21 protein-coding genes and 1 pseudogene are annotated in these 26,624 nt (G+C 53.6%); 11 read left to right on the top strand and 11 right to left on the bottom strand.

What is annotated here, in order from left to right; all coding sequences use genetic code 11:
- Positions 1-85 precede the first annotated feature (85 nt).
- Entirely contained in the window at positions 86-511 is a 426-nt protein-coding gene (locus ACOERD_RS27095; RefSeq protein ID WP_419741071.1) for a GFA family protein, read from the bottom strand.
- 203 nt (positions 512-714) lie between these two features.
- Positions 715-1,521: pseudogene (locus ACOERD_RS27090) on the bottom strand (prephenate dehydrogenase/arogenate dehydrogenase family protein); the annotation flags it as partial.
- A gap of 27 nt (positions 1,522-1,548) precedes the next feature.
- On the opposite strand from ACOERD_RS27090, the gene ACOERD_RS27085 reads away from it, so the two are divergent.
- Positions 1,549-2,730 (top strand): ISNCY family transposase, encoded by a 1,182-nt coding sequence (locus ACOERD_RS27085; protein ID WP_419737631.1) that lies wholly within the window; start codon positions 1,549-1,551, stop codon positions 2,728-2,730.
- An 841-nt stretch (positions 2,731-3,571) separates the two neighbouring features.
- Positions 3,572-4,255 carry a class I SAM-dependent methyltransferase gene (locus ACOERD_RS27080; RefSeq protein ID WP_419741070.1) on the top strand — a complete coding sequence of 228 codons (684 nt, stop codon included), beginning with the start codon at positions 3,572-3,574 and terminating at the stop codon, positions 4,253-4,255.
- A 132-nt stretch (positions 4,256-4,387) separates the two neighbouring features.
- Here ACOERD_RS27080 and istB (ACOERD_RS27075) read toward each other — a convergent pair whose 3' ends face one another.
- The 3 genes from istB (ACOERD_RS27075) to ACOERD_RS27065 form a co-directional block, all read right to left on the bottom strand.
- Positions 4,388-5,119 carry an IS21-like element helper ATPase IstB gene (gene istB, locus ACOERD_RS27075; RefSeq protein ID WP_419737606.1) on the bottom strand — a complete coding sequence of 244 codons (732 nt, stop codon included), beginning with the start codon at positions 5,117-5,119 and terminating at the stop codon, positions 4,388-4,390.
- Entirely contained in the window at positions 5,106-6,614 is a 1,509-nt protein-coding gene (gene istA, locus ACOERD_RS27070) for an IS21 family transposase (protein ID WP_419737605.1), read from the bottom strand. The genes istB (ACOERD_RS27075) and istA (ACOERD_RS27070) overlap by 14 nt, the downstream gene beginning before the upstream one ends.
- 191 nt (positions 6,615-6,805) lie before the next feature.
- Complete coding sequence (locus ACOERD_RS27065; RefSeq protein ID WP_419741069.1) at positions 6,806-7,141, bottom strand: hypothetical protein; 336 nt, start codon at positions 7,139-7,141, stop codon at positions 6,806-6,808.
- A gap of 192 nt (positions 7,142-7,333) precedes the next feature.
- Here ACOERD_RS27065 and ACOERD_RS27060 point away from each other — a divergent pair, with 192 nt between their 5' ends.
- Positions 7,334-9,970, top strand: a complete 2,637-nt coding sequence (locus ACOERD_RS27060; RefSeq protein ID WP_419741068.1) for an AsmA family protein — start codon at positions 7,334-7,336, stop codon at positions 9,968-9,970.
- A 229-nt stretch (positions 9,971-10,199) separates the two neighbouring features.
- Positions 10,200-11,435: an adenylate/guanylate cyclase domain-containing protein gene (locus ACOERD_RS27055; protein ID WP_419741067.1), complete on the top strand. Its 1,236-nt coding sequence runs from the start codon at positions 10,200-10,202 to the stop codon at positions 11,433-11,435.
- Positions 11,436-11,631: 196 nt separating this feature from the next.
- Here ACOERD_RS27055 and ACOERD_RS27050 read toward each other — a convergent pair whose 3' ends face one another.
- Entirely contained in the window at positions 11,632-12,135 is a 504-nt protein-coding gene (locus tag ACOERD_RS27050; RefSeq protein WP_419741066.1) for a cysteine hydrolase family protein, read from the bottom strand.
- 404 nt (positions 12,136-12,539) lie between these two features.
- Here ACOERD_RS27050 and ACOERD_RS27045 point away from each other — a divergent pair, with 404 nt between their 5' ends.
- The 3 genes from ACOERD_RS27045 (at position 12,540) to istB (ACOERD_RS27035) (ending at position 15,450) form a co-directional block, all read left to right on the top strand.
- Positions 12,540-13,025, top strand: a complete 486-nt coding sequence (locus tag ACOERD_RS27045; protein ID WP_419741065.1) for a GNAT family N-acetyltransferase — start codon at positions 12,540-12,542, stop codon at positions 13,023-13,025.
- A 198-nt stretch (positions 13,026-13,223) separates the two neighbouring features.
- On the top strand, positions 13,224-14,732 hold the full coding sequence (istA, locus tag ACOERD_RS27040; RefSeq protein WP_419741064.1) for an IS21 family transposase: 1,509 nt from the start codon (positions 13,224-13,226) through the stop codon (positions 14,730-14,732).
- Positions 14,719-15,450, top strand: coding sequence for an IS21-like element helper ATPase IstB (istB, locus tag ACOERD_RS27035; protein ID WP_419737606.1), 732 nt, complete (start codon positions 14,719-14,721; stop codon positions 15,448-15,450). Before istA (ACOERD_RS27040) ends, istB (ACOERD_RS27035) begins: the two co-directional genes overlap by 14 nt.
- A gap of 248 nt (positions 15,451-15,698) precedes the next feature.
- On the opposite strand, the gene mgrA is transcribed toward istB (ACOERD_RS27035), so the two are convergent.
- The 3 genes from mgrA to ACOERD_RS27020 all read right to left on the bottom strand — a co-directional run bounded on the left by mgrA (position 15,699) and on the right by ACOERD_RS27020 (position 18,583).
- A complete protein-coding gene (gene mgrA, locus ACOERD_RS27030) occupies positions 15,699-16,730 on the bottom strand; it encodes an L-glyceraldehyde 3-phosphate reductase (protein WP_419741090.1) in 1,032 nt (343 codons plus the stop codon).
- Positions 16,731-17,170: 440 nt separating this feature from the next.
- A complete protein-coding gene (locus ACOERD_RS27025; RefSeq protein ID WP_419741063.1) occupies positions 17,171-18,232 on the bottom strand; it encodes a YeeE/YedE family protein in 1,062 nt (353 codons plus the stop codon).
- 42 nt (positions 18,233-18,274) lie between these two features.
- Positions 18,275-18,583: an ArsR/SmtB family transcription factor gene (locus tag ACOERD_RS27020; protein ID WP_170380040.1), complete on the bottom strand. Its 309-nt coding sequence runs from the start codon at positions 18,581-18,583 to the stop codon at positions 18,275-18,277.
- Positions 18,584-18,786: 203 nt separating this feature from the next.
- Between ACOERD_RS27020 and ACOERD_RS27015 the strand changes: the two genes are divergently transcribed.
- Both ACOERD_RS27015 and ACOERD_RS27010 read left to right on the top strand, forming a co-directional pair.
- On the top strand, positions 18,787-19,968 hold the full coding sequence (locus ACOERD_RS27015) for an ISNCY family transposase (RefSeq protein ID WP_419737600.1): 1,182 nt from the start codon (positions 18,787-18,789) through the stop codon (positions 19,966-19,968).
- A 297-nt stretch (positions 19,969-20,265) separates the two neighbouring features.
- Positions 20,266-21,036: a hypothetical protein gene (locus ACOERD_RS27010; protein ID WP_419741062.1), complete on the top strand. Its 771-nt coding sequence runs from the start codon at positions 20,266-20,268 to the stop codon at positions 21,034-21,036.
- A 20-nt stretch (positions 21,037-21,056) separates the two neighbouring features.
- Here the strand turns inward: ACOERD_RS27010 and ACOERD_RS27005 are convergent, their stop codons facing one another.
- Complete coding sequence (locus ACOERD_RS27005) at positions 21,057-22,214, bottom strand: helix-turn-helix domain-containing protein (RefSeq protein ID WP_419741061.1); 1,158 nt, start codon at positions 22,212-22,214, stop codon at positions 21,057-21,059.
- A 78-nt stretch (positions 22,215-22,292) separates the two neighbouring features.
- Between ACOERD_RS27005 and ACOERD_RS27000 the strand changes: the two genes are divergently transcribed.
- Entirely contained in the window at positions 22,293-23,951 is a 1,659-nt protein-coding gene (locus tag ACOERD_RS27000) for a sulfatase-like hydrolase/transferase (protein WP_419741060.1), read from the top strand.
- Positions 23,952-24,006: 55 nt separating this feature from the next.
- Positions 24,007-24,879, top strand: a complete 873-nt coding sequence (locus ACOERD_RS26995; RefSeq protein ID WP_419741059.1) for a tyrosine-protein phosphatase — start codon at positions 24,007-24,009, stop codon at positions 24,877-24,879.
- 244 nt (positions 24,880-25,123) lie between these two features.
- Here ACOERD_RS26995 and ACOERD_RS26990 read toward each other — a convergent pair whose 3' ends face one another.
- On the bottom strand, positions 25,124-26,305 hold the full coding sequence (locus tag ACOERD_RS26990; RefSeq protein WP_419737631.1) for an ISNCY family transposase: 1,182 nt from the start codon (positions 26,303-26,305) through the stop codon (positions 25,124-25,126).
- Between the last annotated feature and the right edge of the window lie 319 nt (positions 26,306-26,624).

The following is a 26,624-nucleotide window of genomic DNA, read 5'->3' as shown; positions in this document are numbered from 1 at the left end:
TCCGAAGTAGACAGTCGCCGCACGCGCTGTGAGCGACTGCTATGCGGACAAAGCCGCCGGATAGGAAATTGGGTGGCTTCCTGATTTACTGATATCCGTCAGGGTCGTTGGGGGTATGCAGTAATGTGCCTTCAAACGCTTCGAGATCATCGATCATTTGCAACCAAGACAACCTGCTTTGATTGTTAACGTGAAAAGTCGGTTTGAAATCTTCCGGGTTTTCGAGCGATCCAGCATAGAGGTGCATACCACCCGGATAGTGATCGGCTTCAAATCCAATGGGTGACCCACAAGTCCCGCAAAAGTGCCTGAAAACGCCTTTGGAACTTTCGTAAGTACGGGGTTTATCACCAGTCCACTCAAAGTTCTCTATCGGTACACCAAACCACGCAACCACCGGCGCCGCACAATTCCGACGGCAGTCATCACAGTGGCAATAGCATGCCCATGTTTGATTTCCCCGGTAGACCCAGCTTGTTTTTTTACATAGACAATACCCGCGCGTCGCCATTTGATTTGCCTCCAAACCTCCGGAAACATAGGACGCAGGCGGGTTTTGAGATGGATATTATTGGACGTTTAACCAGCAGAAAACGTCAAAACTCAGGGTTGATTAAGGTTCGGGACGGTCATGCTATCCGATCTGACTAAAGGCTGCTATACGGAGAGGCTGTGTGGAAACTCCGGACAAACTTGTCCTTGGATGCCGCTCCTTCAAATTCCGTTTTCATTGTGCGGTAACGTCCTCGATGCTGTTTCCAGCTCAACACGCAAACTTGCGGCCAAATCAAAAAACTGTTGTCGCACCGTCTCGGCGTAAGGATTGGCCTTCTCAATCGCTTCGAATACTTCTGGCGCATCGTGCTGAACCATGGATATTGCCTCAGATAACAAGTCAAAGCTTTTCGTTGTCATGCGCGTTGGCAGCGGTCCCATTCGCAGTAGCACTTTGGCAATGAGGTGCGTGAGTCCCTGGACAACTGCTGCTTCTCGGTCGTGATCTTCTGGTGTCGTCATGATGACGGTCAGACCGAGCGCTTTGCGTAAAAACGCAGCCAGCCTTGTATACCTGTTTCCCTGAATGGGGCAGACCGCGATCTTTAGACCCTCAATACCCGTCGCGGCACTCTGAGGACCAAACAAGGGGTGGGTTGCGACGATGTCTACATGGTTCGGCAGCAGCCGCCGCATGATTTCCGCGGGAATTACTTTAACTGAGCCAACATCGACAATTAGCGCGCCGGGTTTACAAGCAACCGCGATCTCTCTGACAACTTGCTCGAAGGAGGACACTGGTGCCGCAATGAGGATCACATCGGCCTGCGATACTGAGTGCAAGGATGACAGCCGCACTCCGAGTTGCTTTGCGATCTTGACAAGGTCCGACGACGGATCATAGGCCGATATCTCGAAGTGCTGTCCGAGATGGAGTGCTGCAAGTTGTCCGAACGCACCAAACCCCACGATGCCTGTCGCTAACACGCGATATGTCCGGTGTATGTAACATGCGATCTGTCCGGTTCTATTCTGTCTCTGAGAGGAGGCGTTATGAACCGAGCAGAAGTGTTACAGGAAGTTCGACTGATGAAGTTTGAAGATGTGTATTCGCGGCGAAGCGCGAACAAGCTGACGCAAGAACAGGCGGCTGAGATACTGGGTGTATCCGTGCGCACCGTCAGGCGTTGGGAGGATCGATTTGAGGCGGATGGTGCAGAAGGTCTGTACGACCGTCGGCTTGGCAAACTGGCCAACAATCGTGTTGCCACGGATAAGGTCATGGAGATGCTTGAACTGTTTGATACCAAGTACTGGGATTACACGCCGAAGCATTTCCACGAGAAGCTGGTGGCCCACCATGGTTTCACACAGAGCTACAACTGGGTGCGGCTTACACTGCAGCGCCACGGCCGGGTTCAGGCAGCACCCCGACGAGGTGCCCATCGGCGCAAGCGGCCCCGCCGTCCGATGGTTGGCATGATGTTGCATCAGGACGGCTCCAGCCATGAATGGGTTCCGGGTCAGTGGTGGGATCTGATCGTCACCATGGACGATGCCACCAACCGGGTTTATTCGGCATTCTTTGTCGAGGAAGAAGGGACGATGAGCAGTTTTCAGGGGCTGACAGAGGTGATCGAGGCGCAAGGTCTGTTTTGCTCGCTCTATGCCGATCGGGGCTCTCATTACTGGCATACGCCCGAAGCGGGCGGCAAAGTGGACAAGGACAATCTGACCCAGGTCGGGCGCGCCTTGCAGCAACTCGGCATTGAGCTGATCCCGGCCTATTCACCGCAGGCCCGTGGACGGTCTGAACGCATGTTTGGCACGTTCCAGAACCGATTGCCGCAGGAACTGCGGTCCCATGGGATCACAACCATTGAAGAGGCCAATCAGTTCCTGAAAGAGGTCTATCTTCCCGAACACAATGCCCTGTTTGCAAAGGAGCCGGAGGATACGACCTCGGCCTTCGTGCCGTTTACAGGCAATGTGCGCGACACCCTGTGTGTGCAGGAAGACCGCGTCGTCGGCAACGACAATACGGTGCGCTACAAGGGCCTGGTCATGCAGATCGCGGCAGACAGGCACCGTCATCATTTCGTCAAGGCGAAGGTCAGGGTCCACGAATACCCCGATGGTCAACTGGTCATCTTCCACGGCCCGAGATGCATTGGCCGCTACCAGCCTGACGGATCACCCATCACACAGGAGGATAGCAAACACAAAGTCGCGTGACCCGCTTCGACGTGGCGCGAACGCGGTGGCCCAAATCTACGGTCGCCTACGGCTCCCTCCGAATTGGGCCACCGCGCAATCAACTGAAGCGGACAATTGGCATGTTACCTACACCGGACAATTCAGAATGTTCTCGACACAAACCCCACGATGCCTAGCGACGTATTTTGACTTCTGCTATTGTTGTTCATTTTGCGACCTTTGAATTTGCCGCCCGGCACAAGGTCGTTTGCATGTTGACCGCTGTCAGGGGCAGCGGAAAACCAATGATAAATTACCCGCAGCTATCGAAGCTGAGGATAATAGTCCTGCGATACGAAGAACGACTTCACCATGAGGTCAGCGATAAGGCACCCAAGAGCGCAGAGTCAACGATATTGCTGCCTATTGGCTATGGTGCAGCACTCTGTAGGAATGGGCTCAATCCGAACATGTGTCGCTTTCTGAACGAATTGCTGCTTCAGATCGCGAAACTGCAACCGCTCTATAATTACGACTTATGCCCTGCTTATCGCGGCATTGTGGCTGACATCAAGAATCGTACTCATCAAGTCGCAAGTGTGCCGCTTGTTTCGTCGAATTAGCTTCAATATCTCTTGTCATGTTCGCATTATACGCGCCAACGCCTGGATTGCGATGCAATCGAGGTTTTGGAGGGCCGTAGTCGCAAACTCAAAGGGTTGCACTGAAAGTGTCGATCCCTCTGCATCAAATGGACGGTCCAAAGCGTTCAAGCGACAAAAACCTCCGTCAGTTTCGGAGCCAAAGTATTTTTTGCGCCACAAGTGGTACTTACAATAGAATTGGACCGGCCAGATGAGACTGTTAAAGAGGTTCAATAATGCCAATAGGCGACATCCAAACGTTCTATGACAAAACCGTCCAAGACGAGATCTCACGGCTAGATGAAAGTTGGTTGGAGCATGACGTAACCAAGGTTTGGATAGACCGGTTTATTTTGCCGGCTTCTGATGTTTTGGATATTGGTGGCGGCCCTGGAAGGTACGCTTTTGAGCTTGCTGCCATTGGCCATAGAGTTACGTTGTCTGATCTTTCCAAAGCAAATCTCGAGGCAGCGAGGAAGGAAGAATCCCGGCTTGGAGTTACGCTCACAGAAATCTCCCAAGCAGACGCAAGGGATTTATCCCAACTAAAAGAAAACTCTTTCGATTTTGTTCTATGTTTAGGTCCGATTTACCACCTTATTGAAGACGCAGATCGCGATAGAGCACTTGCAGAGGTGTTCCGGGTTCTGCGACCGAATGGCATTGCTTTTATCGGTTTTCTGTCTCGATACGCTGCCGTTCACTACTTTGCGAAGCGTCAACCGGCGCGGTTGGACGAAAGCATCTCGACAATTAACCAAATACTTGAATCCGGAATAAACGAGCCGAAACACAATGATGGTTTTTTCACCGATGCTCGCTTTGATCATCCTGAGGCAATAGCTGAAGTGGTGACCTGTCAATCGGCATTGAATAATGACCCCCCATCGGCGTCCAAATTTGACCCCCCTTGGAGCTAAGAGGGGCGTTGAGGGGGTCGTGTTTAGGTTGATTCAGGAGGGGGTGGACAGCAGGTCAAACCGAAAAGAGAGCGTAGCTCGACTGAAGGTTTGACCTGCTGTCTGTTTTGAATTTATTCCCCGATTTCGAGGTTAGTCGCGGTGGTTAATTCGCCAGCTTTCGTTCCCGGTTTCGATGATATCGCAATGGTGTGTCAGTCGATCCAGGAGAGCAGTGGTCATTTTGGCATCTGTGAACACACTCGGCCATTCAGCAAATGCGAGGTTGGTTGTTAGCAGAATAGACGTTCGCTCGTACAGTTTGCTGATGAGATGGAAGAGTAATCGTCCACCAGACTCTGCGAACGGCAGATAACCGAGTTCGTCTATAATCACGAGGTCGACGCGGATCAGCTGCTCGCTGAGCCGCCCGGCGTTGCCTTCGCGATGTTCAGCCTCCAGCTTGTTCGCGAGATCCACAGCGCTGAAGAACCTGACCCGCCGGCGGTTATTGACCGCGTGGCCCCCGATCGCTGTTGCGAGATGCGTTTTGCCCGATCCGGTTCCACCGACCAGCACGCCATTCCTGGCCTGGTCCATAAAATCGCCGTCATGAAGATTGCGCACGACTTCCTCGTTGACGGGGCTGACCGTGAAGTCGAACTCAGGTAAGGACTTGCAGACCGGGAACTTTGCGGCACCCATCTGATACCGGATCGAGCGCGCAGTCTTTTCGGCCAGTTCGGCCGTGAGGAGTTCGGCCACGACCTGTTGGGGCCGCCAGTTGTTTTTGGCTGCGGCCTGCATCACTTCGTCAAAGCAGTTGACGATGCCTGGCAACTTCAGTTGACGGGCAAGTTCGAGAATTTCCTTACGCAGTTGCATGGGAGCCTCCAAGCCTGTCATAGCGAGCGCAATCCGCGATCGGTGCCATTTTCAGCTGCAGGTGGGCAGGCGGCTCAATCGCCTTTGGCGGCGGGGGATTGGTGCGCCGAGAGACAATGTTCAGGATCGCATCGGCCTTGCGCAGGCCAGATTTTAGAGCTTCTTCGCAGGCAGCCTCGACCACATCAATGTCGTGCTGGTAAGCAGCGAAAAGAATATCGGCAAGTTGCCGGTCTCCGTCGGATGTGCCCCGCAGATGGGTCCAGATCTGCGTCATTGCCGGTGGTAGGTCCCAGTCACGGAACGGTGCTCCATTGCGCAGAGCGCCAGGCTTGCGCTTGAGGACGGGCACATAGTGCCAAGGGTTGAAGATCGTTTTTCCTCGGCCGAAGCACCGTTCGTGCTCTCCGACAATCTCACCGTCTTGGCGCAGGACAATCCGCGTGGCGTAGACCTGCAACTGGACCTGACGTCCAACAGCTCTTGCCTCAACGCTGTATTTGTTTCTTTCGAAGTTGATCAGGCAGGTTCGGCTCACGGCGACCGTCTTTTCACGGAACCCGACGAAGGGCTTCTGCAGATGCGTCAGCAGCGGCTTTTCCTGCTGGAACTCCTCCCAGACCGTCACCTCCAGGTTTTCCGGATGCCGCAGTTCTTTTGCGCGTTTGATCGCGTCTTTTTGCAGCCGGGCATTCAATTCATCGAAGTCGGCCACCTCCAGACGCGGTGTAAAACTATAGGCGCGGCTCTCCTTGACCAGATTCTCAACCTGACCCTTCTCCCAACCGGCCGCGCGCGTACAGGCGATCGGGTTCACCAGATGATGAGAACACATCCGGGAGAATGCCTTGTTGAACTTTCTTTCCTTGCCCGACAGGATCGCATCGACGGCGGTCGTCATGTTATCGTAGATCCCGTTGATGCAGCCTCCACCAAAGAATTTGAAGGCCTCGTCGTGGGCATCAAAGACCATCTCCTGCGTCTCGCGCGGATAGGCAATGGAGAATGGCATGCGGCTATGGCAAAGTTTGAAATGGGCAACCTTCACGGTCGTGAGTGCACCGTCCATCAAAACCGTCTCCACACTCCAGTCGAACTGGTACGCCTCCCCAGGATCAAAGATCAGCGGGATGAACGCCTGCGCCTGTTGTCGGCCGTGCGCAATGCGCCAATTCTTTGTGTAGCGTCGAACACTGTCATACCCGCCGCCAAAACCATCATCGGAGAGTTCCTTCCAGATTTTGGTCATCCGCTTGCGGTGTTTCTTCGGAAGCGCCTCGTTCTCCTCAAGCGTTTCATCCAGACGCGCGCGCCAAGGCCCGAGCACCGGGTATGGCTGCGATTTGCGCTCATATTTGAACTCCGTCACTCCCGATCGGATTATCTTTCGAACCGTTGCACGGCTCAAATTGAGCGAACGGCAAATTTCCTTGATGCTCTTTTTTTCGATCAGGTGTAAGCGACGCACTTTTCTAATAGTTTCCACGCAAATCATCCCGCTTGCCTCTCCATCGACTGCTCAATGAAAAGGATGTCTACAACCATAGGGAGGGGTCAAATTTGGACGCCGATTTCCCCGCTTAGGGGGTCAAAATTGCACGCTTTTCTACACCCGTGAACCAGGATTGCGCTGTCAGTTCGAAAAGCAAAGAGACCCGCTTTCAGTGGATTTGGTCCACACTTGTGTCAAGCAGATATCTTTCCTGTTGAAATCGCGGCGGCAAAAACAGCGATCCAAACAATAAGCCAGATTGCAAAAAGGGTTTTCTTGGGCTGATTTTTTACTCGGACAGCAACGGATGACGCGAGAATAGCGACTATCGGTATCAAGGCGACCCAAGGCACAATTACGAAAAACAGCGGCAAAAAGAGGGGTGCCGGAAGGACAAACATTAGGGCTGTGAATAAAGCAAAAAGCAACCCTGAAATCGAATAGTCTTCCAACTCAACCACAGTGGTGAAAGCGCCAAACAAAGCAAGCAAGCCCATCGCAAACGGGAAAGCAAGCAAGGCTGAGGTCAAAACGATTTTCCAAAGGCCCATCGCTCTTTCTCGTCTTCAGATTGATGCATTGTCCAAAAAACATGCACGTTGTTTATTTTGGTACAAATGAATTTGGCATTTCAATGGACGTTTCCGCAACCGCCAAGGGCAGTGTCGCTTTGAGCAGACGTTTGTTAGCTTAGGCGATGTGAGGCGAAGGTGTTGGGTTCCATGAAACTGATTTTGCGAATAGCTGGACATGCCGCCCTGCTCATTGTTGTCGTCATTGCGCTTTTCTGGACTGCCTTAGCGTTGCCTGTTTTCTCCGACTTTCGAACGCCGGTTCTGGAAAAGATGCTTTCAGAACAATTCGGACAGACAGTGCAAATAAGAGGAGATGTGAGCGTCGTTTTGGGACCAACAACCCACGTCCGTGCAACCAAAGTAGAAGTGCCCAGCGAGAAAATAGAAAACGTGAATTTGGCAGCTCTAGAAGTTCTGGAGCTTGAATTAAACCTGCCAGCGTTGATTTCAGGTCAGATCAAAATCGACAACTTGATCATCGATGGACTGAAAGTTCGACTACTGACCGATGCAGACGGGATGCAAAGCTGGGTTGCGACCAATCGGCCTCAGGTTAGTACGACAGCATTAGGGATACAGAATGATACGGGTGGTATTCTAGATTTCCTGAGCGACAAGACAGCAGCTTTCACGTCCGTTTCTCTGATCGCGGACAATGAGACAACTGGTTTCGAATTCGATTTCGAATTGGAAAATCTGCATTTGGATCAACTCGGTGACAATTCCGGTGCAACAGTGACAAGCCATGGAACCGTGAACGGGCAGAGCTTTAAGATCAAAGGTGACTATCCACGAGGCCAGCCATTCACGACAAACGCGAATTTCGGAGCGATGCAGCTTGACTTCAATGGCAGCCCTATCTCGGAGGAAAATGGTGGCGGTTTCAAAGGCAAACTGACGTTGGATACTGGTGAAATCGGCGATCTTCTGGAACTTCTCCGACTGGATCGCGATATTGAAGGTCGGGCAAATCTAGCGGCCGACATAGAAAGCCAAAACCCAAAGCTGAAAGTCTCAGATCTCAGCACGGCCTTAAACCTTTCAAAAGGTCAATTGCTGACAGTTGAAGGCTCTATCGAAAATCTGATCGGCTTTGAAGGTATCGATCTTGCAGTTGATGGACGCCTTTATCCGCAGGCTGATCCACCTGAAACGGCCACGGATCTAAAGGACTTAAAGCTTACCGACCTTTCAACTCACGTTGTTGGCACTGAAAACGCGCTGGAGTTTCAGGATCTGACTCTGACGACCAATGCGTTTGACAATGAGTTAAAACAGATAGGTCCGGTTCGCTTTGGCCGTCTGTTTCGCGCTGACAATGGTAATCTGATGCTGGAAAATATTAGCTTGCAGGCTGGACCCCAAGATGGACCCTATTTTTTGGCCAAAGGCAACATAAAAGACCTGTTGCGCCTGAAAGAGGTCGACTTTAGCGGTACGATGTCGATACCGTCATCGCTGTTTTTCCGAGGCCTAAGCGCAAAATCGCTTGGCATCGTCGAAGGCAGTTTTTCGGTGGACGATCTAAAGGGGTTCTTAAGCCTCAATAAATTCGATGCGCAGACCGTTGATACCGAAATATGGGTGCTTAAAACCCAGGCTAAGCTCGGGAACGTAAACGAATTTGAAAACCTGTCCTTCGATTTCAATCTGGATGTCAAAGACAGCGCCCGTTTCCTAGCGGCCATTGGGCAGAAAACAATCAAAGCCGGACAATTAAAAGTCAGCCTGTCCGCCAACGGAAAACAAGACAACTTCTCTAGCGTACTTGGGCTTAGATCCGGAAAGTCGCAACTGAGTGCCAAACTTGAGATATCCACGTCTGGCGCGCGTCCACTGACGCAAGGCATGGTTTCGAGTCAAAGTATCGAACTTCAAGACGTTAGAAACGTTTTCGCTTTTGTCTCACGCATTGCAACAAGCTTTCGCCAACCCGGAACCAGTGGCGCAAAGCACAAGGTTTCGAAAGGCAAAGTTAGTGATCTTGTCGAGGTAGAAGACTTTCTGCTCGATCAGGATGTCGATGTGTCCATTGATATCAAAAAAATCGAGGGCGAACAGGGAATAACCAGCCTGTCCAGCCATCTCAAGGCAAAGAACGGCCTTGCCCAGCTTGGGCCGGTCGATGTCGCCTATGATGGAGGTCATTTCTCCGCTACGGCAAAAATGAATATGGTGAAGAGCCCGCGGTTGCTTTCACTTCAAGGCACAATAAAGGATTGGAATCTGGCAACCTTGTTCAACGAGTTTGATACCAAATACTCGGCAGTAGGCCAGCTTCATGGGAATTTTGAGTTTACCGGAAACAGGCGCTCGGTTGAGACTTTTTTTAACTCGATGAGAGGCTATGCATCTATCTTGATGACAAATGGTGGAATATCAACCAGTCTTCTCGAACTGTCCGGTCTTGGCATTTTTCCTTGGCTAATTTCTGAAGAACTGAGAAAGGGTTACAGCAAGATCACGTGCCTCGCCGCTCCCATTAAAATCGATGCTGGCGACGTTTCGTTCAGTTCGTTTGTCGCGGAAACTAAAAAGGTACAGCTTGTTGCCCACGGCGATCTGGATTGGGTAAAAAACACGATTTCAATTCAGGCCGAGGCCCGAAAACTCGGCAGGCCCCTGTCGCGGAGCGCGTGGCCGTTCGAGGTCGTTGGGTCGCTGACGCATCCGAAAATCAAGCTTCTTCACCACAACGTTTTCCAGAAACGCGCGGACGGAGCGACAGAATTACCCGAACACCGAAGATCCTGTGTTCCGGATATAGATCAACTTAGGCAATAGGATAAGATTGACGTTCCGACCCCCGCTATATCCAAGCGATCTTTCGAAATCATGGGTGCCTTGAAAATTGCTCTTTCTGTGTTTGCCTTCAAAAGAAAGCGTGAGATGAATGAAGACGGCAGCTTTGTCCGCTTTGGGCAGTGAGAACCGCTGGAAATTGAAGTTGAGGTGTCCTTGAAGTGAAATAGACTGGGAGCTAACTGTTGAGACAACCCGTTGTGAGGTCATCATGGCAGCCCCATTAGTCCAAAACTGGGAACTGACCGCCGCCGTTAAGGACATAGCCGATTGGCTGGTTCAACAGGGCTTGGAGAATGCGCCTGTGGAGCTCTGGCTTGAAGCATTCTGCAACCGTCTTGTTTCGGCAGGAATTCCACTTCAAAGAGCAAACATCACTGTTCGCGCTCATCATCCCGAGATTGGAACCGTCGCTTTTCGCTGGCACAGGGATGGCGGCAACGAGCGAGAGAACTTTGTCCGGAGAACGGATGCGCCTGAGGAATACGTTCTAAGCCCGATTTACTATCTTTTGGCAAACAACGTTGAAGAGATCAGACAAGACCTGACTGTCGAAGAACCCGCGCTCAATTTTCCGATCTTCGACGAACTTCGCGAGCGCGGTGCAACTGACTACTTCGCTGTTAAACGGTTCTTCCTTATTCAGGACAATACTACGCCAGTCGATCCAATGCAGGCCGAGGAAGGTGCCATAATCTCGTTGACAACCGATGCGAGCGGGGGCTTCACAAGCGAGCAACTTGATGGTTTGCGTCAACTGATATCTCCACTTTGCCTGACGCTGAAATGTGGGGCGAACCGACTGATGGCTGAAGACATTACAGCCGCATATCTGGGCAAGGACGCCAGTAGGCGCGTTCTTTCCGGGGACATCACCCGAGGTTCATCGGAAACTATTTCAGCGGTGATTTGGTATTTTGACTTGCAAGGATTTGCCAAATTGTCAGAGGCGCTTCCGGGGGACTCAATCATAGAATTGCTAAACGACTACTTCGCGGAAGCTGTTGACGTAGTCGAACGCAATGGCGGTAACGTTCTGAAATTCATGGGAGATGGAATGCTTGCCATCTTCGATATCAATCAAGTTCCGGACGCTCGCCGCGTCGCAATTCACGCGGCCGCGGAGTTGCGAAATACCTTTGAGGAACTCAACCAACGACGGCAAGCGGATGGTTTGCCAACGACCGGCTTCACTCTCTCGTTGCACGCAGGCGATGTTCTTTACGGCAATATTGGCGGTAGGTCTCGCTTGGATTTCACAGTAGTCGGCCCAGCGGTAAATACAACTTCGCGCATTTTAGGCATGTGCAGCGCGCTTGATCAGAACATTGTGGTTTCCGATAAGGTGGCGGGCGACTTGGTGGGCTCCATTCCAAGTCTTGTTTCCCTGGGGCAATACAGATTGCGCGGTGTTGCTGAAAGACAGGAGCTGTTCACGATAGACTAACTGCCGCTGTTTGGAGCCTGCCGTAATGGGGTGTTGACCTGCGTCAAAGCATAGGTAGCCGGATTGCTACTAAGTTGGTTTGCATATGGAACAGAAGTGTTGGATCAAGCACTCGCGCAAGCGAATAAAATCTCCTCAAGTTTCGCCACCCAAAAAAACTATATACCTCAACAGGCACTAACGTTTCGATTGCAATTTAGAGCGACGAGATTGCCTTGATCACTGCTTCTCGGCTCTGAACAGCGCCGGTTTGTAGATACTCCATTGCTTTGAGAGCAGCTTCATGGGCTTGGGCAGATGACCCGCCAACGCAATCCTCTACTACGCGGCAGAAGTAGTCTGATTGGTGGCCATCGACGAATGTGTAGTGCACACAAACATCCGTCAAACCGCCACACAACAATAGTGTGTCTATCTTTAAACCGCGCAGCAGGATTTCGAGATCGGTGCCAAAAAATGCAGAAGACCGTCGCTTCGGTACGATGTAGTCACCTTTGCGATATCCCTTCTCATCTTTTGCAATTTCCGTTCTTGGATCACCTTCGAGACAGTGTATGTCTTCGTCACCATCCAGTTGCCTGCCGAAGTTGACCTGATCGGGACGATGGACTTCTTGAACGAAGATGACGGGCACTTTGCTCTCATGCGCGGCGTCAACCAAATCACGCGCAGCGATCATGTGCTCTTTGTAGCCCGGCATGTTGTCGATGGAGCGTACTTCGCTGTCATCAATAAACGTGCTCTTTTAAATGTCGATTACGATTAGGGCAGGTCTACCCTCGATCAGTTTCCTGGCTTGTTTGGTTTTAGTTGTCATGTTCGACCTCTAGTTTGGCAGGTCGTCCTGAAAAAAACGCCCTTGCTTGGCCGGGTCGTCCCAGCGGGCAGATCAAACTCGGCTAAATGTGCAACTGATTACGGTCAAGGGTGTGCTGCGTTGTTGTGGGATGAAAAGAATGTGTCCGCGCCTGGGGCAACATTGACCGCAAAGCTGCCGCCGGGAGTAAGTGTAGTGAGTGTCTGCGCCGAGCGAAGATTGAGCAATGATGCGAGCAAAACCGACGGTGGCTATACAACTTGACCCATCGTTCATAGTGTAAATGCATGAACAGATTTCGAAATGCCCAACCCTCTGATGCAATTCGATGCTTTGAGATCGAGACTGATGCATATGAAGGCGACGAAGCGGCTACCCTCGAAAAGATAGTAAAGAGAATCGAGGTCTATCACGATGGTTTCCTTGTTCTTGAGGTCGAAGGCGAGATCGTCGGCTTTGTGAATTGCGGATGTGCATACGACGTCGAAATGTCTGATGAGGAGTTCAAAGAGCTTGTAGGGCATGACTCCGACGCGCCAAACGTCGTTATTATGTCTCTCGTCGTGGATCCGCAGCATCAAGGAAAAGGCCTATCGCGGGCATTGATGACTGAATTCATCGGCCGCATGAGAAAAATGGGTAAATCCGCGATCTACCTTATCTGCAAAGAGCATCACGTCCCGCTTTATCAGAGATTTGGGTACAAGTATCTTCGTCCATCAACCTCTGATCATGGAGGAATGACTTGGCACGAAATGGCTATGCAACTTTGAACCGTTGTTTGGTTGAACATATTGGGCCGATGGCTCACGTTAGCTGGTTGGCCGAACTAGAAACGTTCAACTCGCTAAAGATTGTAGAAAAGCGTGCAATTTTGACCCCCTAAGCGGGGAAATCGGCGTCCAAATTTGACCCCTCCCTATGGTTGTAGACATCCTTTTCATTGAGCAGTCGATGGAGAGGCAAGCGGGATGATTTGCGTGGAAACTATTAGAAAAGTGCGTCGCTTACACCTGATCGAAAAAAAGAGCATCAAGGAAATTTGCCGTTCGCTCAATTTGAGCCGTGCAACGGTTCGAAAGATAATCCGATCGGGAGTGACGGAGTTCAAATATGAGCGCAAATCGCAGCCATACCCGGTGCTCGGGCCTTGGCGCGCGCGTCTGGATGAAACGCTTGAGGAGAACGAGGCGCTTCCGAAGAAACACCGCAAGCGGATGACCAAAATCTGGAAGGAACTCTCCGATGATGGTTTTGGCGGCGGGTATGACAGTGTTCGACGCTACACAAAGAATTGGCGCATTGCGCACGGCCGACAACAGGCGCAGGCGTTCATCCCGCTGATCTTTGATCCTGGGGAGGCGTACCAGTTCGACTGGAGTGTGGAGACGGTTTTGATGGACGGTGCACTCACGACCGTGAAGGTTGCCCATTTCAAACTTTGCCATAGCCGCATGCCATTCTCCATTGCCTATCCGCGCGAGACGCAGGAGATGGTCTTTGATGCCCACGACGAGGCCTTCAAATTCTTTGGTGGAGGCTGCATCAACGGGATCTACAATAACATGACGACCGCCGTCGATGCGATCCTGTCGGGCAAGGAAAGAAAGTTCAACAAGGCATTCTCCCGGATGTGTTCTCATCATCTGGTGAACCCGATCGCCTGTACGCGCGCGGCCGGTTGGGAGAAGGGTCAGGTTGAGAATCTGGTCAAGGAGAGCCGCGCCTATAGTTTTACACCGCGTCTGGAGGTGGCCGACTTCGATGAATTGAATGCCCGGCTGCAAAAAGACGCGATCAAACGCGCAAAAGAACTGCGGCATCCGGAAAACCTGGAGGTGACGGTCTGGGAGGAGTTCCAGCAGGAAAAGCCGCTGCTGACGCATCTGCAGAAGCCCTTCGTCGGGTTCCGTGAAAAGACGGTCGCCGTGAGCCGAACCTGCCTGATCAACTTCGAAAGAAACAAATACAGCGTTGAGGCAAGAGCTGTTGGACGTCAGGTCCAGTTGCAGGTCTACGCCACGCGGATTGTCCTGCGCCAAGACGGTGAGATTGTCGGAGAGCACGAACGGTGCTTCGGCCGAGGAAAAACGATCTTCAACCCTTGGCACTATGTGCCCGTCCTCAAGCGCAAGCCTGGCGCTCTGCGCAATGGAGCACCGTTCCGTGACTGGGACCTACCACCGGCAATGACGCAGATCTGGACCCATCTGCGGGGCACATCCGACGGAGACCGGCAACTTGCCGATATTCTTTTCGCTGCTTACCAGCACGACATTGATGTGGTCGAGGCTGCCTGCGAAGAAGCTCTAAAATCTGGCCTGCGCAAGGCCGATGCGATCCTGAACATTGTCTCTCGGCGCACCAATCCCCCGCCGCCAAAGGCGATTGAGCCGCCTGCCCACCTGCAGCTGAAAATGGCACCGATCGCGGATTGCGCTCGCTATGACAGGCTTGGAGGCTCCCATGCAACTGCGTAAGGAAATTCTCGAACTTGCCCGTCAACTGAAGTTGCCAGGCATCGTCAACTGCTTTGACGAAGTGATGCAGGCCGCAGCCAAAAACAACTGGCGGCCCCAACAGGTCGTGGCCGAACTCCTCACGGCCGAACTGGCCGAAAAGACTGCGCGCTCGATCCGGTATCAGATGGGTGCCGCAAAGTTCCCGGTCTGCAAGTCCTTACCTGAGTTCGACTTCACGGTCAGCCCCGTCAACGAGGAAGTCGTGCGCAATCTTCATGACGGCGATTTTATGGACCAGGCCAGGAATGGCGTGCTGGTCGGTGGAACCGGATCGGGCAAAACGCATCTCGCAACAGCGATCGGGGGCCACGCGGTCAATAACCGCCGGCGGGTCAGGTTCTTCAGCGCTGTGGATCTCGCGAACAAGCTGGAGGCTGAACATCGCGAAGGCAACGCCGGGCGGCTCAGCGAGCAGCTGATCCGCGTCGACCTCGTGATTATAGACGAACTCGGTTATCTGCCGTTCGCAGAGTCTGGTGGACGATTACTCTTCCATCTCATCAGCAAACTGTACGAGCGAACGTCTATTCTGCTAACAACCAACCTCGCATTTGCTGAATGGCCGAGTGTGTTCACAGATGCCAAAATGACCACTGCTCTCCTGGATCGACTGACACACCATTGCGATATCATCGAAACCGGGAACGAAAGCTGGCGAATTAACCACCGCGACTAACCTCGAAATCGGGGAATAAATTCAAAACAGACAGCAGGTCAAACCTTCAGTCGAGCTACGCTCTCTTTTCGGTTTGACCTGCTGTCCACCCCCTCCTGAATCAACCTAAACACGACCCCCTCAACGCCCCTCTTAGCTCCAAGGGGGGTCAAATTTGGACGCCGATGGGGGGTCATTATTCAATGCCGATTGACAGCTAAAGATCGTATTCCTGGAAGGTTTGGCTTTTGCGCACGTTCTAAGGATGGTCATTCTGTTTCTGAGGACCGCGCCCACAAATTGATATCTTCTTCTGAGCTTGTTTGATCGATCTTTTTCAGTTCGTCAGCACTGAAGTCGAGATTATCAACGACGCCTGCGCAATCTACGATCTGTTGCGGCCGGGACGCGCCAATAAGTGCGGTCGTCACGCGCCCATTTCTGAGCACCCAGGCCAGAGCCATTTGCGCCAGAGTTTGACCGCGTGCCTCAGCCATGTCGTTCAGAGCACGGACACTTGCCAATGACCGCTCGTTGATCATGCCATCAAGCAATGACTTCCCTTGCGTGGCACGGCTGCCACTCGGAATATCGGTCAGATATTTGGAAGTCAGAATGCCTTGTGCCAGCGGCGTGAACGCAATCGACCCAATCCCAAGATCATCCAGAGTATCGAGCAAGCCGTCCCGCTCCACCCACCGATTGAGCAGATTGTAAGAAGGCTGGTGAATCAGACAAGGTGTCCCAAGGTCGTTGAGAATTTTCACCGCCTCGCGCGTGCGTTGGGAGTTGTAGCTCGAGATACCTGCGTAGAGCGCACGACCAGACCGTACGATATGATCCAACGCGCCCATCGTTTCTTCGAGCGGGGTGTCGGGGTCAAAGCGGTGGGAATAAAAGATGTCGACATAATCAAGCCCCATGCGCGCAAGTGATTGGTCACAAGACGCAATCATGTACTTGCGCGACCCCCACTCTCCGTAGGGTCCCGGCCACATGTCGTAGCCTGCTTTGGAGGAAATGATCAGCTCATCCCTGTAACCCGCGAAATCCGTTTTGAGGATCTCGCCAAATGCCTCTTCGGCCGATCCGGGTGGTGGACCATAGTTATTCGCCAGATCAAAGTGAGTGATCCCATGGTCGAACGCGGTTCGACACATGGCGCGCTTGTTTTCGTGCGTCGAGTCCGCACCGAAATTATGCCACAGGCCTAGGCTGACAACAGGAAGCTTCACACCGGATCGCCCACTTCGCCGATACACCATCCGCTCATAGCGGTCCGGCTCCGGGGTGTAAGGAATTGGTTTTGGCTTTGGCGGTCTTTGAGCTTTGGTCATGCGCACATAATCAATGGATTGTTGGGCCTGTCAAACGGATCACCTTTAGCAAGATCGACGCGAGCTCATATTCGTTCTTGTGAGTAGCCTTGCTCCACGTGTGAAAGATTTCACTATCCGATCATTCGGATTCAATGCCAAATCTCAAAGGCAGCGGATGTCTCCTATGGTGAACCACACCGCAGCGATGGGCAAAACAAACGGGAAGGTTTTGAGGCGTAAACCGGAAGTTGCGGGTCTGTCGTTTAGACACCGGCGGCTTGCGCCGCGATGGTCATCTGACTTTTCGAACTTCTAACGGGCATGGTTTGCGGACTATTTGCCTTTAAAAACCATCGGTTTCTCAACAAGAGCGAACTACTGAAACCGTCCTCCACACGTGAATTCTAGTTTGAACTGTGACGTCAACGCTCAGCTATGAAGGACAGCCCAGACACGAGTTGTTTCAACCCAATCGCCGCACCGGCGAATATGGCAGCGAATGTTACAGGCGCGCTGTAGGCCAAAAGTGAGAAGGCAGATATACCTTGTCCGACGCTGCAACCGACCGCGATGATCGCGCCTGGCCCCATGATCGCCGCGCCGAGCATCTGACGCTTGAGTTCACGTGGATCCTCGCATGCTTCCCATCTTAAATGACCTTTGGACCAGGACCCCAAGAATGCGCCAATGAGAACGCCGGAGACTGATCCTACCGCAAAGGACAAAGTGTTTCCAGAGGCTGTCATTAGGTAGAATATTGTGTCGCCAAGGGGAGCAGCGAAGGTATGGGTTTGAACCGGTTCACCATCAAAACCGTGCGTCGCCACCCAATTCGTGCCGAGCCATCCTGATACGATCGCCAGCCCAACTACAGATCCCCAGAACACCTGTGCTGGAGTGCGGCGGAAGCGCTGGTTTGCCAAGGAGAAAATCACCAACGCAACACCGATGACGGAGCCAATGAGCCAAGCTGGGATAGAGGTCAGTTGTTCGGCAAGGAAGCTAATGCTCTGGGGGCCACTAAGATCCATTTCCTCGGGGAAGACCCAAACGCGCAAATATGCGAGGGGCCCGGACATGACAACGTAAGCAGATAGACCCATGATCAATACTATGACGAATGATCGAAGGTCGCCGCCCCCAAGCCTTGCCAGCGCGCCATAGCCGCAATTCCCGCTGATGGCCATTCCGTAACCGAACATGAGGCCACCTACGATCGACCCAAGTGGGTTCCAGGTCTGTGCAAGGTACCTTGTTCCAACAGGGTCCAGCCATCCTAAAGCCATAGCCAAGTGGCTTCCGACAATTGCTACGCCGATCGCAATTGCCCACATGCGCAGCCGCCGGTCATCATCTGCGTAGAGGTAGTCTTCGATTGCACCCAATGTGCAAAAACGGCCAATGCGGGCGGCCAATCCCAACACAATGCCACCGATCAAACCGATCAGGGCGACGGTGTTGGCGTCTCCCAATGCTTCAAACATTGCCAGTCTCCTCCCAAAGCTGGCGGGTATTTTTGGCGGCTTCTACTTTTCCCTGCAGAATAGATCGTAGACGACTTCCAGAATCTGTGTCGATCGATCATCCGCCAATCTGTAATAGATCGTTTTCCCCTCGCGTCGCGTTTTGACCAAGCCCTCGAAGCGTAAGCGAGATAGTTGCTGAGACACGGCGGCCTGGCGTGCCGAGAGCATTTCTTCCATCTGCGTGACAGATTTTTCACCCGAAGACAGGTAGCACAAGATCATCAAGCGCCCTTCATGGCTGATTGCCTTGAGGAAATTTGACGCCGTCTGAGCATTTTCCATCATTCTGTCCAGGTCTTCGGCGCACATGTCCTTGGAGAACACAGGCAGTTTCGAAGATTTGTCCAACAAGATCGCCTCGCTTTCATAGCTTCACGCATTCGAAACAGTTTATTTTATTGGCCACGTTTTGTCCAGAGGTCTCAATCGGAATGTGTCGCTAACACGCGATATGTCCGGTGTATGTAACATGCGATCTGTCCGGTTCTATTCTGTCTCTGAGAGGAGGCGTTATGAACCGAGCAGAAGTGTTACAGGAAGTTCGACTGATGAAGTTTGAAGATGTGTATTCGCGGCGAAGCGCGAACAAGCTGACGCAAGAACAGGCGGCTGAGATACTGGGTGTATCCGTGCGCACCGTCAGGCGTTGGGAGGATCGATTTGAGGCGGATGGTGCAGAAGGTCTGTACGACCGTCGGCTTGGCAAACTGGCCAACAATCGTGTTGCCACGGATAAGGTCATGGAGATGCTTGAACTGTTTGATACCAAGTACTGGGATTACACGCCGAAGCATTTCCACGAGAAGCTGGTGGCCCACCATGGTTTCACACAGAGCTACAACTGGGTGCGGCTTACACTGCAGCGCCACGGCCGGGTTCAGGCAGCACCCCGACGAGGTGCCCATCGGCGCAAGCGGCCCCGCCGTCCGATGGTTGGCATGATGTTGCATCAGGACGGCTCCAGCCATGAATGGGTTCCGGGTCAGTGGTGGGATCTGATCGTCACCATGGACGATGCCACCAACCGGGTTTATTCGGCATTCTTTGTCGAGGAAGAAGGGACGATGAGCAGTTTTCAGGGGCTGACAGAGGTGATCGAGGCGCAAGGTCTGTTTTGCTCGCTCTATGCCGATCGGGGCTCTCATTACTGGCATACGCCCGAAGCGGGCGGCAAAGTGGACAAGGACAATCTGACCCAGGTCGGGCGCGCCTTGCAGCAACTCGGCATTGAGCTGATCCCGGCCTATTCACCGCAGGCCCGTGGACGGTCTGAACGCATGTTTGGCACGTTCCAGAACCGATTGCCGCAGGAACTGCGGTCCCATGGGATCACAACCATTGAAGAGGCCAATCAGTTCCTGAAAGAGGTCTATCTTCCCGAACACAATGCCCTGTTTGCAAGGGAGCCGGAGGATACGACCTCGGCCTTCGTGCCGTTTACAGGCAATGTGCGCGACACCCTGTGTGTGCAGGAAGACCGCGTCGTCGGCAACGACAATACGGTGCGCTACAAGGGCCTGGTCATGCAGATCGCGGCAGACAGGCACCGTCATCATTTCGTCAAGGCGAAGGTCAGGGTCCACGAATACCCCGATGGTCAACTGGTCATCTTCCACGGCCCGAGATGCATTGGCCGCTACCAGCCTGACGGATCACCCATCACACAGGAGGATAGCAAACACAAAGTCGCGTGACCCGCTTCGACGTGGCGCGAACGCGGTGGCCCAAATCTACGGTCGCCTACGGCTCCCTCCGAATTGGGCCACCGCGCAATCAACTGAAGCGGACAATTGGCATGTTACCTACACCGGACAATTCAGAATGTTCTCGACATTGGTTCTGTCCATCCTGATGATCTGGTGGCTGACACGACCTTCCCAAGAAGGCGCAAACGAATACGGCCCACCTGTTTCCTAACCTAGGTGCCCGAGTAACGAGCCGGAAACTCTGGCTGAATGACAGTTCGAATCACAACACCATGGAGAGAGAAAATGAGTTTCAAAACGATTTCCATTGGAACACTGATGATGGCAATGGCGACCACAGCGTCAGCGGAGTGGTCGTTCAGTTCCGGGCCCAACCCCAATGCTTTTATTCAGACCGGTAACATGACGCTGGAACTTCAGTGTAATCGTATCCGCTTTGCTCCGGTTGGGTATGAGGATAGCCAGGACATCGTGGAAAAGCAGGGGCTCTCCATTCGATTTTTGAAGAACGGCACCACCGAAGTTGGCGCATTTCAGGTTGGCGCAGAAAACGCTGCTGTGCAGATCGTCGACAATTATCCTGTCGAAGTCAGTTTCAATAGCCAGCAGGATTATGGTTTTGTACTGGACCAGCTTGCGGCCAATGCATCCGTTAGCCTGTCCATGATTGATCAAGATGTCAGCTATGGAATCTTTGAATTGAAAGGTTCCAGCGCGGCAATTCAGTCCCTTCGTTCCGCTTGCGATTCAGATCCTAGCCAGGGGGCTTCCTACGAACCCCCCGAAGGCATCGTCTATTGTGGCGGCGGAGCGGTAGAGCGTGTCATCGAACCGGTAATTTTGGACAACCCGGAGGGAGAATGGGACGCGCGAGTAACGGTCAATGGGGAGTCGATCAGAGCCATGACGGCCTACAGTTACTTCGGAAACTATGAGCCGCCCGCCGGATTTGTCGTTGCCCTGCTTGGGGAAGACAGATCCGAGTTTCTGATTTTTAGCGAAGGCTCGGCAAACTGGTTGGAATACGGGGACTACAGGTATGATCAATGCAATTGATGCACCCTCCAGCCGACCCCTTATTTTGTGTCCGAAGGCAGCTCACCGAAGAACAGTCGGTAGTCTTTCGCAAACTGGCCCATATGCCAAAACCCGTGGCTGTTGGCAGCATCCGCTATTGAGCCATCGAAGGATCTGTTCAGCAGGTCCTCGCGAACCCGGTTTAGCCGGAGCCGCATATAGTACGCCTTTGGACCAAGACCGAACTGTTCCTTGAAGGCGCGGTCCAATGTGCGCCACGAGGCCGCGCATTCTTTGCAGATCTCTTCGATTGAGATCGGGTCCTCCAGATTGGCAAGCATCAGATCAATTGCGCGGCTCAGGGCGCGCCGCCTGGTCTCGGCTTGGCTTTTGTCAAAATGCGCGTCCGTATCGGTCAGGATCTTGAGGGCCTCAAGCATCAGCGCCTCTTCAGTGTCCTGAGACCAGTTGGCAGTTGCGTCGTTCAGCAACCGGACGACAGCCCCCTGCAGTCGCGCCATGCTGGCCAACCCCGCATTGGTGCCCAATTTGCGGGCTTCCGGTTCGTTGCCCTCGATGTAAAACCCGCAGGTTTCGGCCAGCTTTTCTAGCCTTTCGGTTGCAAACGAAACAACGCTTCCTGAAAACCCTGCGGTCGTGATGCCATCAAAGCCATCCCGATCACCGAAGACCAGAAAGGCGCTGTCCGTGACGTCTTTGGCCTGCCACTTTTCGATGGCGCCGCGCGTGGGAATGCCAAAAGTCTTCCATCCGTCCGGCGAAACACCACGCTGGTGGACGCGCTGGTTCATCGCGATGTTGAGGGCAGAGACAGCCTGTCCTGAGCGCACGGATATCGCCGTGGACAACCGACCGGGATCGAGCTGACGAAAGTCGATCTCCCAGGGCGTGAGCTCTCCGATTCTGTTTGGATGATCAAGAGATAGGGCCATCGCCGGTGACGCTCCGCCCCAACCGGACGGCGCAGCGTTTTGCATATTTGGCGAATTCTTGATGTGGTCCACCCCCAGATCCTGACAGTTTACCGGTAATGTAACGAATTCGATAGGTGGAATGTCAAGTGAAGCCGGAGTCTTCAAACGATACGATAATGGGCCGCCCTCGGCTACCGAAGGGGGATGCCCGATCCGAACGTGTGGTGACGTTCCTGACGCCTTCGGAACATTGCCAGCTTTCAGAGCTGGCAAAACGGTCAAATCAATCCCTTTCCGCAAAATGCCACGAACTGATCGTTCAGGCGTTGGAATCTACGAGTGTCAAAAGGAGGTCCGAGAGTGACTAGAGCCTTACGTAAGACGAGTGTCGCAGCCTGTATGTTTGCCATGCTGGGCGTCATGCCTGCAAGCGCGCAGCAAGAGGCGATCGTTCATGATGGTGAGTTCGAATTCCTACGGGCCCAGTTCGGGGATCAATGGGACGCGCAGGATGCTGAGATTGAGGCCAGGTTGGCCGAGATCCGCGAGGCCAATGACGGCAAGCCTCCGAACTTTCTGTATATTCTTATCGACGACATCAGCTTCGGCCAGATGGGCGAGCGCAAGATGAACTATGTGATGGGGATCGAGACCCCCAATATCAACGACTTCGCCAGTGAAGGCATGTCGCTGATGCGCATGTATACGGAGCCCTCCTGCACGCCAACACGCACGGCCATGCTGACCGGTCGGCACCCGATCCGAGCCGGAGTGGAAGAGGTTAAGGTTGCTCTGGTCGGCGAGGGACTGCCCGCGAGCGAGGTTACCCTGCCGGAGATCCTGAAACAGGCCGGGTACAACACCTCGCATGTGGGGAAGTGGCATCAGGGCGATATCGAAGAAGCCTATCCGCACAATCAGGGCTTTGACTACGCGGTTTTTCCGCTGCACCAGCAGGTTCAACTCAGCCTGATGACCCGCGAGGCCATGGAGGCCAACAACATGCTGGGATATCACTCCTCGGGGCAGAACAACCAGTTTCTGCTGGATGAACGGTTCAAGCCCTATGGTCTGGTCACCGGTGTCGAGGCACAGGCAGGCGGCGCCGCGCGCGAAGTTGACATGGAAGCGGGCGAAGAATGGACGCAGGCCAAGTACGAACAGATGAACGAACGCTATCAGGCGCAGGCACTGGAGCAGCTTGAACAAGTCGCCGCGCAGGATGAGCCGTTTTTTCTGCAATACTGGCCGCTCTACCCGCTGAACTTCGTCTACCCGGATCAGGCGCTGTCGCGGAACGGCGGCTTCCATGCCGACAAGCTGCAACTGCTCGACGGCTGGATCGGAGAGGTGCTGGCCAAACTGGATGAGACCGGCGAGGCCGACAACACCATCGTCATGATCATGGCGGATAACGGGTTGATGTATCATTACGAGGGGACGTCGGGCCTGAACCAGTTGATCTATCGCGGCGGCAAGACCCAGCATCTTGAGGGCGGCGTCCGCACAGATGCCTTCATTCGCTGGCCCGGAGTGATTGAAGCTGACAGTGCTGCCGGTGACATCTTTCACGTCTCGGATATCTACACGACGATGGCCCGCATCGCAGGTGCAACGGATTTCATCCCGCGCGACCGGGTGATTGACGGTATCGACCAGACCGCCCTGCTTCTTGAGGGTGAGGGCAATGGCCGCCGCGACTACGTGTACGTCTACGAGGGGCCGGTTCTGCGTTCGGTCGTCAAGCAGGAATTCAAGATGCATCTACCCGCGCCCGGCGCCCCCGGGGCCGCAGCGCCGACCTATAACGTCTATCGCGACCCCCGCGAAGAACACCCGCTGGTTGGATACTCTCTTTGGGCCGGTGCCTCGTTCCAGGATATGATCAAGCGCCATCAGAAAATGATCGCCAAGTATCCAAACTCCGAGATCGGCAAAGATATCCCCTATGGCGGCATCGAAAACCTGCGGCCTGGAAGCCAAGAGGCCCGCGAGGTGTTCATGAGCTGGCAAGAATAGCCTTCAACGGCGCGCCCTTCGGGGCGCGTCGATCACGGTCCCGCTCGACACAGCAATGGAGAGAGACATGAGACTATTCAGATCTATCGGTGCTGCGACCCTGCTGTTTGTCGCCGGTACCTTTCATCCAGTTCTCGCGACCGAGGATCGTGCCATCCCGCTAGAGGGTGTCTTGAATACACGCGACCTGGGTGGCCTGGAAACACAGGACGGTCGCACCGTACGCGCAGGGCAGCTCATCAGATCCTGTGAGATCGACCAGATCAGCGCAACCAGCATGCAGCGCCTGGACGATATGGGTGTCAGCGCAATCGTTGATTTGCGAACAACGTCCGAGGCAACGGCGCATCCCGCGCAATGGCCCGAAGGAGAGGGGCCTGCGCGCCATCACTTCCCAGTGATGGAGAATGAAAGCCAGATGATTGATGATATGCGTGCCAGCATCAGGGCGGGCACGGCAACCGAAGCAAAAACAGATGGTTTGTTCTTAGGGGCCTTTGGCTATATCGCAACTAACTACACCGAAGAGTATCGAGATCTGTTCGACGTGTTGCTGGACCAGCCCGAGGGTGAGGCGGTTCTGTATCATTGTTCGGGCGGCAAGGATCGTACCGGTGTCGCGACCGCGCTCGTACTGACAGCGCTTGGTGTTTCCAAAGACGAGATCCAATCGGATTTCATGATGAGCAATACGCTCAAGGACGCGGACAACAAGGCCCAGCAGATCGCAGCCGAGGTCAATGCGGCCGAAGGGACAAATATGACGTCGGAAGCAGTCTGGCCGTCGTTGGGGGTGCGAGAGGCCTATCTTGATGAGTTCTACAAGAGCGTTGAGGCTAGCTACGGCTCGGTGGAGGACTACCTGCGTGAGGGACTTGGGTTGACGGACGCGGATATTGAAACCCTCCGCAACCGGTATCTGAACTAGGCTGGCCGCGAAAATTCACTTGTGAAAACAATCGGTCGAAGGCTGGCGGTTTCGGACACCAAAGCCATGCGAAGCAAGCGTTCGTACCACATGCTAGCCAACGGGTGTCGAGAACATTCTGAATTGTCCGGTGTAGGTAACATGCCAATTGTCCGCTTCAGTTGATTGCGCGGTGGCCCAATTCGGAGGGAGCCGTAGGCGACCGTAGATTTGGGCCACCGCGTTCGCGCCACGTCGAAGCGGGTCACGCGACTTTGTGTTTGCTATCCTCCTGTGTGATGGGTGATCCGTCAGGCTGGTAGCGGCCAATGCATCTCGGGCCGTGGAAGATGACCAGTTGACCATCGGGGTATTCGTGGACCCTGACCTTCGCCTTGACGAAATGATGACGGTGCCTGTCTGCCGCGATCTGCATGACCAGGCCCTTGTAGCGCACCGTATTGTCGTTGCCGACGACGCGGTCTTCCTGCACACACAGGGTGTCGCGCACATTGCCTGTAAACGGCACGAAGGCCGAGGTCGTATCCTCCGGCTCCTTTGCAAACAGGGCATTGTGTTCGGGAAGATAGACCTCTTTCAGGAACTGATTGGCCTCTTCAATGGTTGTGATCCCATGGGACCGCAGTTCCTGCGGCAATCGGTTCTGGAACGTGCCAAACATGCGTTCAGACCGTCCACGGGCCTGCGGTGAATAGGCCGGGATCAGCTCAATGCCGAGTTGCTGCAAGGCGCGCCCGACCTGGGTCAGATTGTCCTTGTCCACTTTGCCGCCCGCTTCGGGCGTATGCCAGTAATGAGAGCCCCGATCGGCATAGAGCGAGCAAAACAGACCTTGCGCCTCGATCACCTCTGTCAGCCCCTGAAAACTGCTCATCGTCCCTTCTTCCTCGACAAAGAATGCCGAATAAACCCGGTTGGTGGCATCGTCCATGGTGACGATCAGATCCCACCACTGACCCGGAACCCATTCATGGCTGGAGCCGTCCTGATGCAACATCATGCCAACCATCGGACGGCGGGGCCGCTTGCGCCGATGGGCACCTCGTCGGGGTGCTGCCTGAACCCGGCCGTGGCGCTGCAGTGTAAGCCGCACCCAGTTGTAGCTCTGTGTGAAACCATGGTGGGCCACCAGCTTCTCGTGGAAATGCTTCGGCGTGTAATCCCAGTACTTGGTATCAAACAGTTCAAGCATCTCCATGACCTTATCCGTGGCAACACGATTGTTGGCCAGTTTGCCAAGCCGACGGTCGTACAGACCTTCTGCACCATCCGCCTCAAATCGATCCTCCCAACGCCTGACGGTGCGCACGGATACACCCAGTATCTCAGCCGCCTGTTCTTGCGTCAGCTTGTTCGCGCTTCGCCGCGAATACACATCTTCAAACTTCATCAGTCGAACTTCCTGTAACACTTCTGCTCGGTTCATAACGCCTCCTCTCAGAGACAGAATAGAACCGGACAGATCGCATGTTACATACACCGGACATATCGCGTGTTAGCGACAACATGCTAGCCAACGGGTTTTCACTGCGAAGGGTCTCAGGTACGTTTCTGCAAAAAACAAAACCGAGAGGAGGAAGAAATGCTGCGCTTTATGCCTTTGGCTTTCATCGCGATGGTGGTTTTTTTCCACCTTTCAAGCAGTTCAACTGCCAACGCTCAGAACTTCTTAGACAAAGTGACAGAAGGGGTTTCTGATGCGGCCAAAAAGGTTGGGGATGTCGCTGAATCGGCAGGCGAGACCG

It is taken from the genome of Ruegeria sp. (assembly GCF_965199275.1).
In the GTDB taxonomy this organism is placed as follows: domain Bacteria; phylum Pseudomonadota; class Alphaproteobacteria; order Rhodobacterales; family Rhodobacteraceae; genus Ruegeria.
This window is presented reverse-complemented; position numbering and strand designations above follow the sequence as displayed.